The sequence below is a fragment of the Elusimicrobiota bacterium genome (assembly GCA_028718185.1).
In the GTDB taxonomy this organism is placed as follows: domain Bacteria; phylum Elusimicrobiota; class UBA8919; order UBA8919; family UBA8919; genus JAQUMH01.
The window spans coordinates 42,578-55,410 of sequence record JAQUMH010000011.1; the positions used below are offsets into that span (position 1 = coordinate 42,578).

The following is a 12,833-nucleotide window of genomic DNA, read 5'->3' on the forward strand; positions in this document are numbered from 1 at the left end:
AAGCAGTGGCCGGAATACAGGATTTAGCAAATAGTTATCAATAGTCAGACTATATCCCAAATAATAGACTATTTTGTCTCTTATTAACTATAATGTCATTCTGGACTTGTTTTGGAATCTCATTTTGAATAATGAAAAACTAATAGAAATGAAAGTTTTCAAAAACTATTAAAACTCCCTGCGGCAAGCCGCAAGGCATCAAGGTACTTATTTCGCATTCATCCCTGCCAAGTGAAACTTGATGCGAAAAAGTATAAAATAAGGGTATTTTAATTAGAAAAAACAGGTAATTGAACCAACGTGCCATTGACAATTTTAAATAAATTTATATAATTAGCATGTTTCCGTCTAAGAATAAAGCTTTAGATAAATATATGAAAACAAAAAATAGCTTAAAAAATAAAAAAGAATGTTCAATACCAGTTCTTGAAACACATATTACACACAATACAACAAGTGTAAAAATTAGAGAGGTATTTCATCATATAATAGATGCTACTAAGGATTATATTTGTAAAATCTCGAGACATTCTCACTCTTTTCATGAACTCATCATTGTCCTTAAAGGTTCAATGTATGTAGAAATATTGAAAAAAGAGATTTGTGCAAAAGCTGGTGATATCCTGTTTTATCATGCAGGAGTATTTCATAAGGAACGGTTTATTCGAGGAAATGAAATTATCTGTATTTCATGGGAAGAACAGGGAAAGATTAAGTTTCCAATTCTAATGCATGACGCAAGCGGCAAAATTCGTTTTTTAGCTAAATGGTTGTGGGAACAAGACAAATCAAATTATTCTCGCAAAGTTTTACTACAGGAGAAAACGTTTGAAATCATCAAAATTGAATTAGCAAGAATATGCGAATCTGGAGAGAGACACTTTTTTGTTAGTAATTTAAAAAGTTTTATGGCACAAGATTTAAACAAATCTATGACATTGAAAAATATGGCAAACTATGTCTGTCTGAGTGAAGATCATCTTTTAAAAAAATATAAAAAACTTACAGGACATACTCCGATGGAAGATTTAAGGATTATTCGTCTGGAAACTGCTAAAAGTATGGTTTTACATACAAGGTTGCCTTTAAAAGCCATTGCTTATAAAGTAGGATTTCACAATGTATATCTTTTTTCAAGATTATTTAAAAAATATTTTAAACTTCCGCCGGGTTATTTCCATAAAGATATAGATTATCGCAAACATACAGTTTTTTCTAAATCATAGGATTTTATAAAACAAAATATTATAACAAGATGTTAATTACTCAACTTCAACTTAAATTTTGCTTTTCTAATGCAAAATATGGGTTAAATAACGCAGATTCTCCGCATTTAACACCTAAACTTTGTGCTACTACATCGCATTTCGCTCTTAATATAAAGAAAATATTTAGATTTGTTTCATTTAATATTTCATAATTTGCATGACCTTTTGCTATGATTAAGTCCGCAGAATAAAAAGCATCTTTGAATTGCGATGAACTTCTTTCAGGTATTTTTCCTATTGTATCTGTGCCGGTAGTAATGACTTTGGCAATTTTATCCAAGCCTACAAGAATAGCGTCTTCGTAAGTAGCATCGTTCAAAATAGGACCTTCATTTACAACGACAGTAATATTATGTGATTTTATCTGTTCAATTAAAATTTTATCAAAAACGATTTCCCCAGTATTGTCGAGTAAGTATAATATATTACGTGCTTTCTCAACATTTTTTTTAAAATCATCAAAGTGATTGATACCAAAACCATTTTTTAACACTTCATTTAAAGTATCTGTTATATTAAATGATTTTTGTATTCCTAAGTCGATTATGTTTCCTGCAGCAGCGATTTGGGTTGCCGTGTATAAGGGGTTTTTAGAAGTGCGGACAATATTTTGCAGCTGCGGATACATATCTAATGCTATTCTGTTGTATTTTATTTTATCTTCTTTGAACGGGTCAGTACAGTCAAGAATAGTATGAATTTCTTTAAGAATGAAATAGATATTTTCTGCCGGACTGTTTTCTAAGGATAGCTTTGAAGATATTTCAGATGCTTTTTTTATAGCAGATGATTGCAGCTTTTCGTCATCTGTTACTTTTTGAACAATAGATAATACTTGTTTAAAATAGCATGGAATGCAGTCATCGTGTGTTTTCATTTTCCAATGGGGTATTTCCCGTATTTCAAACCTTCATCCAACATTGCTAAATAATTTTCTACTTTTACGTAGTTAGCAAGACTATTCCCTGAACCTAACGCATAATTACCACCGGGTGCACATTCCTTAATTATATTTCGGACATAAAGGCGAAATTTATCTACCGGCAAACTACTTAATTTATCCATGTCTACGCCACCCATAATTGCTACTCTATTGCCATATTTTTTCTTTGCTTCAGTAACCGGCATAATTACATCTTCATAAGAGTGTTTTGCATCTATGCCCACATCATCTATGAGGTCATCCATTATGTTGTCTAACATTCCGCAAGAATGCAGTATGAAAGGAAGATTATGTTTATGGGCAACTTCAACGATTTTTTTTTGCCAGGGAAAAACATATTTACGTAATATTTTAGGAGAAAACATGGTTTGAGTTTTAAATCCCATATCGTCGCCTACCGCCATAGCACCAACTTTATCTAACTGGCATAATGTTTCAAATGTTTTAACAAGAGTCCCGCCGACTTTATCAAACATATCCTGAATTAACTGCGGGTCTTCATATATTGCATATGACATCGGTTCGTAACCCATCAGCCACATTACATTTTCTAATACTCCGCCGGGACCGCAAGGAATCAACATCATCCCGTCAGGAAGGTTTTTTGACATAAATTCAAAATGTGACAAATTAATAGGTTTAAGATTATTCCAGGGATATTTTTCAAAATCCTGCCGGTTTTCTATTGCCCCGTGATGTTCATCCTGCCATGTTCTCGTATCGCCGGTTGAAGATGCAGTATCTTGTCCTTTCAAACGATTAGAGCGTGGAAAAATTTCCCCTATTCCTTCAGTAACATAATCATAACCTGCCTGATAATAAAATTCTATTATCCATTTCCAATATTGTTCTTTACCGGCTCTTGTTTTAAAATCAAGTTTATCAAAAGATTTATTTATAACTGCTTCCATAAATATTCCATCTATAAAAAGATCAAAAAAAGGAACGCGGTCGGGTTCTCCTTCCCTTAATAATACTTTGCGTAATCTGTTAAAATCAGGATTTGGTTTTGTCATGTAGCCTTCTCCTTCTTGAAATCTGTAATATAATTTAAACAATATTCGTCTTTTCCTAAAAGTGCTTCTGATGCTCTAAGAGTTGTCATCATTAGCCTGTCAGTAGGGTCTATTATAGCGGCATCCAGTCCTGCATACAGCGCCATTGCTAAAAATGTTGAATTGAGTAGTTTTCTATTAGGTAATCCGAAAGATATGTTGCTTAAACCACATACTGTTTTTGCTCCAAGTTTACTTTTTATTAATTTTATTGCTTCTAAAAATTCTATCGTTTGGTCAGGTTCTGTACTGACAGGTCTTGTCAGGGCGTCAAAATATATTCTATCAGCTGAAATATTATATTCTTTTGCAACGTTAATTATACTTTCTGCAATAGATAGTCGTTCTTGAGAGGTGTGAGGCATACCTTTCTCATCCATCGTTAGTGCAACTACATCCGTGTCATATTTTTTTACCATTGGTAGTATCATTTTAATTCTTTCTTTTTCCCCTGTGATTGAATTAACCATTGCCTTTTTTTTGCATAATTTAAGTCCTGATTCAATTACCTCATAATTAGGACTGTCTATCACCAGAGAAATATCTGTTACCTCTTGAACAATATTAACTAACCACTCCATATCACTCATTTCATTTTTTACGCTCATTCCGCAATTTAAATCAAGCAGGTTTGCTCCGGCATTAACCTGGTTTAATGCTTCCTGCTGAATAAATTTAGAATCTTTCTTTACTATTGCTTCACCGATACTCTTTCTTGTTGCGTTAATTCTTTCTCCAATGATTATCATTTGTACCTTCCTTTTTTAATATTAACTTTGTCAAGTTAAGCAAAGTTTCACTTTGCAGCTACAGACCAGCTGATATTGAAGACACAGTCTCGTTATCTCTGCAAAAAATTGAAATTTCGATACATTAAACTATTTTTTCAAGTGATTTTTCTACATGTTGACTTTCTTTTGCAACTGATTTATTGCCTGAAAAATTTGCCCAATGCACAGCATTACATAATATTTTTTGAATTTGTTCGTTATAATAATTTGGGTAACTTTCATGCCCGGGTTGGAAATAGAATATCTTTCCGAAACCCCGGGTGTATGTAAGACCACTTCTGAATACTTCTCCACCTTGAAACCAGCTTATAAATAGAACTTTATCAGGTTCCGGAACATCAAATCTTTCACCATACATCTCTTCTTTGGCAAGTTCTATGTAAGAATTAATTCCCTGAGTAATCTGATGGTAAGGTTCAATTACCCAGAGTCGTTCCCTTTCGTCTGCTTCGCGCCAGTTAAGTTTACAGGTGGTTCCCATAAGCCGTTTAAAAATTTTTGAATAATGACCTGAATGTAGAACTATTAATCCCATACCTTCAAGAATTCTTTTTTGAATACTATCAACGACTTTATCGTCAACTTCATCGTGCGCCATATGTCCCCACCAGATAAGAACATCAGTTTTATCCAAAATATTCTTAGGTAAACCATGTTCGGGTTCATCCAATGTAGCAGTTTTTATGTCAAAGTCCGATTCTTTTCTTAAAAAGTCAGCAATTGCATTATGAATACCTTTAGGATAAATATCAGAAACTTTTTTATCTTCTTTTTCATGCCTGAATTCGTTCCATACTACAACATTAATTTTATTCATTTTAACTCCCTAAATATAAGTTCACAGGTTTGCCGTTGTTTTTATCTGATTTAAAACAAGCATCAAGATATTTCTGTATTTTAAATCCATCTTCAAAGGTTGGGGAGTGCTGTTTTCCTGTTTTTATTGATATTATAAATTTGTTTTGATTATCTGTTATTTTACCACAGTGTATAAAATTCCATTTCATATCTCCCCATTTCTCCTGATTTTTCTTGCAAAAAAATACCTTAAGGTCAGTATATGAAGTATCAAGGTCAACTTCAACTGCTCCTAAACTCCCATAAACTCTTAATCTCAAACTGTTTGCATGTCCGGTAGCAAACTGGGTAGCATGAATTATTCCTAAAGCACCGTTTTTGAACTCTCCTAAAATAAATGCAGATGTATTCGCATCCAACACCGTTTTTCCTGCAACATTATTTTTTAAATTAGGTATTTTATGGGTTTTAAGCGTGCATCGTATTTTGGATATATCTCCTGCAACAAAAGTCGTTAAATCAAGAATATGACAACCTATATCGCCAAGAACTCCAGTTCCACCTAACTTCTTACTCAATCTCCAATTACCGTCCAAATCTTCCGGTTTTGCCAGTGCAACCCACGATTGAAGATAACTTGCTTCTATGTGCTTTATTTCCCCTAATTTGCCTTCCTTTAACAATTCAGCAGCTTTTATTGCAGCAGAAGAACAACGGTATCCAAAATTAATCATGTTTATTTTATTAGATTTTTTTGATGCCTCAATCATTTTTATTGTGTCTGAAATATTTGTGCTGATTGGTTTTTCACAAAACACATGTTTTCCGGCTTTGAATGATGCAATACTTACCGTTGCATGGAATGCATCTGAAGTTGCAACTACAACAGCATTAATATCCTGACATTCATTAAGCATTTTTTTATAGTCAGTATATACTTTATTAATTCCAAATTCTTTTGCGTAATTTTCCGCACGTTCCCGGTTAATATCACAACATGCAGTGATAATACAATCTTTAATAGTCTTAAAAATATTAGCATGATAATGTGCCATACCACCAGTACCAACGATTGCAATTTTTATTTTTTTTGCAGTCATATATTTATTTGTGTAATGTGCATTAGAGTTATAGGGTTTTAGGGTTATTGCGTTATAGGGTTAAGATTAAAACTTTACAAACTACATACCTTTATTTCTTAACTTAGGACATTGGACATCATTCTTGTGTTTCCCTCAATTTTTCGGGATCATGTGCTCAGTCGGTCCTGTGGATCCGACTTCCGCGCATAGATTATTTTTCAACAATATTTCTAACTATTTTTATCCAGCGAGCTAATCTGTCCGGTTCTCCCTGACATGTTTCCACATCTTTCAAAAGAATATGATAAATGTTGTTCTTGCAAGATTCTTTTCCATCATCTATAATCTTTTTTATTTGGTTTTCATCCCAGCTTGCACAAACCATATCTGTTGGATTTGGCCGCCACGAGACTACATAATCATTACCTATTTGCTCGACACATTTATTTAAATTTGCGACAGGCGTTACAGCGATACTGCGCAGGTTCTTTAATTTTCTAAGCATGCCTATCTTTCTGGTCAGGTCTTCACAACAACCATAATGAACAAGACCGTATTTCTCCATAATAGGTATTTGATACTGAAATAAAAATTCATCATGAAATTCCGGGGATACTAGAGTAAACTCTTGTGCTGCAAAGAAAGCCCAGAGATCTTTCCGCTTGCAAGGTGTATTGGGTTTTGGCCAGGACAACTCGTTTACATATGGCATAGCCTGGTTACTATGCAAAGTTAGAGAATAATGACCGGCATCTTCTGCTTCCTGGTTATTGGTTAAGATTCCATCTCTCATAAAAGCCAAAAGATTATGTAATTCCTTGGGACTTTCGTACATATCCAGCATAAATGTTTCAATACCGCGTAATTTACCTAAATCGGTAGAAATATCTGCTCCAAAACCGAAATAAATAGGGTCCCTGCTTACATCAATAGTTAAAATATCACCAATTGCATCGTAAAGTTTTGAATATCTTATTTTTGTATCTTTTTCATAAACTTGGGGATGTAGTGCTTTAAGTTTTTTAACATCGCTCCAATCTTTTATCGGAGGATCATATTTACAAGCACCACCATCTAAAGATGAGGTGTGTCTATCAACTTTTACTCCCCATTCTTCTTTCCATAGTCCTCGAGAGGCATCGAGAGTAATCCAAGGCTCAAAAACACAATCATCTCCTATAGAATTGTGAAAGAGTTTCAAACGAAGTATTCTTTCACGATTGCGGTAGAAAGAGTCCTTGCATTTCATTGCTTTATCTGCAAAAACTTCTCTGCACCAAAGGTTCCACATTCCAAAAGAAACCAATATAGGCGGACGAGTTTTTTTTAAACTAAAATGGTCACTCCATAGTTTACGTTTTTCTTCCTGAATTGGATTTGCGCAAATTTCTGCGTATTGCTTTGCTAAGTCTCTTAGGATTTGAATATCTTCCTTATTTGTTTTGGACATAAATATCTTAAATTTATTTAATAGAATTTGATTTTATATAGTCAATCAGGGTGTCTACTTGTGTATAAGCGAGACATGTTGTAGTATCGGCTGCACCGTAATATATAGCGATACGGCCTGTCGGGGCATCAGATAATGTTGAACATGGAAAAACAACGTTTGGGACGTCTCCGGCACATTCATATATTTCCCAGGGAGCCATTATATAGGGACCGGTTCTGTAAAGAGTTTTCCATGGTTTATCAATGTCTAGTAAAGCAGCTCCTGCACAATAAATAAATCCGTTGCATGTTATTCTTACTCCGTGATAAATTAAAAGCCAACCTTCAGTAGTTTCAATGGGAATCGGACCTGCTCCGATTTTTGCACATTGCCAGCCAGGTTTGGTTTTCATAACTAACCGGTGTTTGCCCCAATAGTTCATATCAGGACTCTCACTGTAAAAAATATTCCCAAATGTATTATGACCCGGACCGCTGGGACGACTCAGCATAGCGTATTTATTGTTAATTTTTCTTGGAAATAAAACGCCATTGCGATTAAACGGTAAAAAAGCGTTTTCTAATTGATAATATTTTTTAAAATCGGTTGTATGTGCCACTCCGATTGTTGGTCCGTAATAAGAGTTGCACCATGTTATATAATATCTATCTTCTAACCAACAGACACGCGGATCGTATCCGGTCCCTTCTTGCTCAAGGTCCGGATCGCCGGTGATTAACTTAATGGGTTCAGGATTTATATCCCATTTAAAACCATCTTTACTTTTACCGAAGTGTAGACATTCTTCATAACTTTTGGAATCACAACGGAAGACCCCTGCAAAGGCACCTTTATATGGAATGACAGCACTGTTAAAAATAGTGCTTGCTCTTGGCACGGCATCACGTGTTATGATGGGATTAAGAGTTGAACGCCAAACTACGTCTTTACAGCTTTTTGGTTTTTCTTCCCATGGAATATTTGGTAAAGACGGTCCGATAATTGTTTGTTTTTTGGGCATATTGATTATCTCCTTTTTATAACTTAAGCAAAGCTATCGCTTTGCAGCTACTACTTCAGAAGACCGAGGGTCTGCGACTACATTGAAATTTCTAATCTTTGAATGATTTAAATAATAATCTGCTTTAATATTTTCCGTATGTGCGTGCTACTTCTATCATTTTGAATATGTTTTCTTCGGGTGTGTCTCTTCCACATTGGTCGCCTGTTGAAAGAATGAATCCACCGTCTTCTGCTGCATCATCAATAGCTTTTTTTGCTGCATCTTCTACAATCTTGGTAGAACCTTTCAACATTACTTCTGTTGTGTGAAGGTTGCCCATTAAAGAAAGTTTTTTGCCGAATTTTTCTTTTATTTCTTTAAGAATGCAATCTCCCATAGGAGGAATTTCTAAAGGGTTAATGCTATTTAAATCTGTTTCTTCTGCACACATTTCTATAAGCGCCTTCTCCGGACCGCAGCAGTGAATCTGGCTTGGAATGCCTGCTTCTTTACACATTTTGGTGATTTTTTTAAAGCTTGACAAAGTAAGTTCCCGAACTATTTTCGGTGTGTTAAATATTAAAAGTCCTGAAATGCCTATTAAAATATAGTCCGGTTTAACTTCTGCTGCAAGTAATTTTTTTAATCCTTTAACGGTTTCGTCCTCTGTCTTTAATGCCCATTCCTTTACTTCGTCATACCGGTCATAATAATCATAAATAGAAAAGTTTGCACCTTCAGGGTTACTTAATGCAGGGACATCTACACTTACGCCTACTACCCCGTCATTTCCCATATATTCTTTAACTTCTTTTAAATATTCGATACCATTTTTTCGTGGTTGTACTCCTTCAATTGGAAGAAATTTTTCCGGTGGTAACTGCATATCGATTTTAGAAGCCTTTAAATATGACGGAGGATCACCTTTATAATAAACGGTGACAAATTCTGACCATTCTTTTTTATTCTTTTCTTTTTCTTTATAGCCTCTGGTTATAATTCTTTCATCTGACTTAGAAACTATTACAGTTCCTCTTTTATATTCAGGCGGAGCTTGTTTTTCATCTGCAAGGTAGATATAAATACAAGCCCAGCCGTCAAATCCAAAATGTTTCACTGCATCAATATATGCTTTCCATAACGATGGATTTTCATAGAGATAGATATCCCAAAAAGGCTTACCTGTCAGTTTGCAAGGTATCATATTAGAGATATCCGGTGCTACAGGTACCATATCAGCTTTCTTGTTAAACATTGCAGCAAGCATTCTTTCTTTCGAATTCATTTTTTTGCTCCATCATCTATAATTCGTGTGGCGAAATTCTTCTCCCTTTATGGAGATTGCTGAAAAATCCTCTTTGCTGGTCATTGCGAGCGACCAACGGGAGCGCGGCAATCTATTCGACGGGCGAGATTGCTTCGTCGTCCCGCTTACAGCGTGACTCCTCGCAATGACATCTGGGGATTTTTTCAACAATCACTTATAATGGGATAAGTATGACAAAAATATATTTTTTACGCTTTACCCATAAGTCCTTTTACTATATCAACAGCAGAGGCAGCATCAGGGGCGTAACCGTCAGCACCTATTTCATTGGCATAGTTCTGAGTTATCGGCGCTCCGCCTATTACTGTCTTTACTTTGCCCTTTAATCCTGCCTGATGTAATGCTTCAATAGTGTTTTTCATTGTAGGCATGGTTGTGGTTAAAAGAGCGGACATACCTAATACCTGTATGTTTTGCTGTTTCACAGCTTCCACAAACTTTTCCGGCGGAACATCTATACCCAAGTCTATTACTTCAAATCCTGCTCCTTCCATCATCATTGCAACAAGATTCTTACCTATATCGTGTAAATCGCCTTTTACCGTTCCGACAGCAAATTTTCCTGCTGATTTTGCACCTGCTTTAGCTAATAATGGTTTGAGTATGTTCATTCCGGCATGCATGGCACGTGCCGCTATCAGGACTTCCGGGATATAGAACTCGTTCGCTTTGAACTTTGTGCCAACTACATTCATTCCGGCGATTAACCCTTCCTTTAAAACCTTGCCCGGTTCTACACCGTCATTTACCGCCTGTTGAACCAATTCCTTTACCTTTGCCGCCTGCCCTTTAATCAAATTGTCTGCTACTTCCTGCAGATTTACCATAAATGTAACCCCCCCTTAAAAACTGTTCACGTGTTTCCCTCAATTCTTCGGGATCATGTATTATTATTTTGGGTTTCCAGTGGGGAACTCCAAAATAATTAAGTCGGTGCAGTGGCTCCGACCTCCGCGCATAGACTTGTGTTCACATGTTCACATGTTTTTATGCTATATAATCTTATCGATTATAAAAAAATATTAAATTTCTGTTAAAATTGATAACTTTAATTTTGATGCATTTATTTTTATTTCCTGACCTTTTGGAGTATTAGATAATGGTATATTATTTTCAGTGATAATATCTTTTATTTTTTTACCATGAAAAAAGTTTTTGCTAAATCTTAAATGTGTTGTTTTACTATCCTTTGGAAAGAAAACAAAAACTACCTTCTTGCCTAATGATTCTCCGCTTTTTATATACACAAACGAATTTTTTTTAGGAGTCGGCGAAATTACCTGGATTTCAGGATTATATCCTGCTTCAATTGATAGTAGTTCTATAAATCTTTCAAAGTCAGCTGACCGGTTTTGTAAATATGAATTTCCAAAATAAGAACCGCAAAGAACTAGTTTTCCTTTTTCAATAGGAATTTCATATATTAAAACTCCTTCTTTGTTTTCTGCTAATACTTTTCCCGCTTTTTCTTTTTTTTGCCATGGTGTTAGCCACTGGGTTACACCTAATTTTAGTTTATTGTCAGCAATGTTCGTCTTAATATAATTAGTAGTAAAAATCCGACGCCCTGTTTCATTAGTACCACTTATTTTAGAAGTGAAACGATTTACCGGGTATCTATACAAGCCCTGTGAATTAAAAGAACCACATTCTGATTCACAAACAAGAGTACCCCCATTTTTTACAAATTTAATAAGTATTTCTTCAGTAGTTTCATCAGTGACAATATTATGCGGCATAAAAAGTATTTTTAAATCCGATAAAACATTTAGATGTTCTTCTTCAACGGCTATGTATGGTATGGATTTTCGGACTAAACTACGGGCGTAGCCATGGATAGCGTCCATACATAGATTTGAGTTGCCTTCCAGCGCCCAGTTCAGATAATAAGACTGGGGACTGAACATTATTCCTACTTCCTGTTTGGCAGGTTTATAATTAAGTATTAAGTTTTTGTATTTTTCAAGTATTTTTCCTGTTTCTTTCATTGCAGAAAGTCGCTCTTGTGCCAGTCCATCATCGCCTGAAATACCAAAACCGGACGATTCATATCCAAAAACTTCATCGCGCCAACACCAAAAAAGAAGGGTATCAGCACCGCATGCTACACCATTCCAAATCCACCGTTGTTGAGAAATTGCTTCTACCGATTCATAAGGTTCAAATCCTGTTGCTACCCTCCCACCCTGAATTTCACTTAACCAGACAAGTTTATCGCGGGCAGCTGATTTAACAAATTCTATGCGCATACCAAAATCCGCATCATCTAAATTAAACCATTTGGGAAAACTGGAACATCCGATTCCATCCATATCATCTGCAAAAAACCAGTCATTCCCTCTGTTTATCGAATGGTTACCTGAACTTCCTCCCATCAAAATACTGGAAGATTCACCATGAGCTGTAACAACGTGTTTAGGATCCAATGATTTTATTGTATCATAACGGTTTTTTCCATGCTGATTTGCACGCCAAGTAATAAAATGTTCAAAAGCCATCATTTCCGTATATGGTCGTCCCGGAAGTTTTCCCGGGTAAATTTCACTAAAAGAACCATAACGGCGTTTCCAAACCCTGTTCAATTCATCAAGACTATTATATTTATTTTCAAGCCATTTTCTAAAAGTATCTAAAGTATAATCACAAAAACAGACAAGTCCGTCAGATTGGACATTCCATCGCAATTCGTTCCATGAATCCCACCCTCTGAGATTATCGGCAGAGCGGTATCTTTTAACTACTTCACTTAGAAAACATTGCATTCTGTTCCAAACTTCAGGATGGTCAAAACATCCGCCGGGAGTGAGTCCGAAGTGACATTCCGACCGGTTGGAAGAAACAACTCTTCTACCCATATGATCTATCATTTCACTGTTTGGAACTTCAGTGTGGATCCAATAGGGATGTATCTCGGCAATAGTGCTGATGATAACTCCCAAATTGTTTTTCCTGGCGAGTTCAATTAAACGGTCATAGTCATCAAAGCAGAATTTTCCCGGTTTAGATTCAATCCACGCCCAGATTGCCCAAAGTTGGACTGTATTTAGTCCTGAGTTTTTAATTTGTTCAAAATCTTTTTCCCAATATTTTTCTTCAGGGAAAGGCGCTCTATAATATTGTACTCCAAGATTCAT

Annotated in this window: 11 protein-coding genes; 1 reads left to right on the forward strand and 10 read right to left on the reverse strand. The window is 35.5% G+C overall.

The features are described 5' to 3' along the window. Window positions 1-374: 374 nt before the first annotated feature. The gene (locus PHE88_10660; GenBank protein ID MDD5688280.1) at window positions 375-1,226 is read left to right on the forward strand and encodes a helix-turn-helix domain-containing protein; all 852 of its coding nucleotides are present in this window, start codon (window positions 375-377) and stop codon (window positions 1,224-1,226) included. Window positions 1,227-1,272: 46 nt separating this feature from the next. Here the strand turns inward: PHE88_10660 and PHE88_10665 are convergent, their stop codons facing one another. The 10 genes from PHE88_10665 to PHE88_10710 all read right to left on the reverse strand — a co-directional run bounded on the left by PHE88_10665 (window position 1,273) and on the right by PHE88_10710 (window position 12,833). Continuing rightward, window positions 1,273-2,145, reverse strand: coding sequence for an ARMT1-like domain-containing protein (locus PHE88_10665; GenBank protein ID MDD5688281.1), 873 nt, complete (start codon window positions 2,143-2,145; stop codon window positions 1,273-1,275). Further along, window positions 2,142-3,227 (reverse strand): uroporphyrinogen decarboxylase family protein, encoded by a 1,086-nt coding sequence (locus tag PHE88_10670; protein ID MDD5688282.1) that lies wholly within the window; start codon window positions 3,225-3,227, stop codon window positions 2,142-2,144. Before PHE88_10670 ends, PHE88_10665 begins: the two co-directional genes overlap by 4 nt. Continuing rightward, on the reverse strand, window positions 3,224-4,015 hold the full coding sequence (locus tag PHE88_10675) for a methyltetrahydrofolate cobalamin methyltransferase (GenBank protein ID MDD5688283.1): 792 nt from the start codon (window positions 4,013-4,015) through the stop codon (window positions 3,224-3,226). The genes PHE88_10670 and PHE88_10675 overlap by 4 nt, the downstream gene beginning before the upstream one ends. Window positions 4,016-4,139: 124 nt before the next feature. Continuing rightward, complete coding sequence (locus PHE88_10680) at window positions 4,140-4,874, reverse strand: ThuA domain-containing protein (protein ID MDD5688284.1); 735 nt, start codon at window positions 4,872-4,874, stop codon at window positions 4,140-4,142. Between the two features lies 1 nt (window position 4,875). Next, window positions 4,876-5,955: a Gfo/Idh/MocA family oxidoreductase gene (locus PHE88_10685; GenBank protein ID MDD5688285.1), complete on the reverse strand. Its 1,080-nt coding sequence runs from the start codon at window positions 5,953-5,955 to the stop codon at window positions 4,876-4,878. A gap of 193 nt (window positions 5,956-6,148) precedes the next feature. Next, window positions 6,149-7,387 (reverse strand): hypothetical protein, encoded by a 1,239-nt coding sequence (locus tag PHE88_10690; protein ID MDD5688286.1) that lies wholly within the window; start codon window positions 7,385-7,387, stop codon window positions 6,149-6,151. A 13-nt stretch (window positions 7,388-7,400) separates the two neighbouring features. Further along, on the reverse strand, window positions 7,401-8,390 hold the full coding sequence (locus PHE88_10695) for a glycoside hydrolase family 130 protein (protein ID MDD5688287.1): 990 nt from the start codon (window positions 8,388-8,390) through the stop codon (window positions 7,401-7,403). A 124-nt stretch (window positions 8,391-8,514) separates the two neighbouring features. After that, a complete protein-coding gene (locus tag PHE88_10700) occupies window positions 8,515-9,657 on the reverse strand; it encodes a uroporphyrinogen decarboxylase family protein (GenBank protein ID MDD5688288.1) in 1,143 nt (380 codons plus the stop codon). 230 nt (window positions 9,658-9,887) lie between these two features. Continuing rightward, window positions 9,888-10,526 carry a corrinoid protein gene (locus PHE88_10705; protein MDD5688289.1) on the reverse strand — a complete coding sequence of 213 codons (639 nt, stop codon included), beginning with the start codon at window positions 10,524-10,526 and terminating at the stop codon, window positions 9,888-9,890. A 195-nt stretch (window positions 10,527-10,721) separates the two neighbouring features. Next, on the reverse strand, window positions 10,722-12,833 hold the full coding sequence (locus tag PHE88_10710) for a beta-galactosidase (protein MDD5688290.1): 2,112 nt from the start codon (window positions 12,831-12,833) through the stop codon (window positions 10,722-10,724).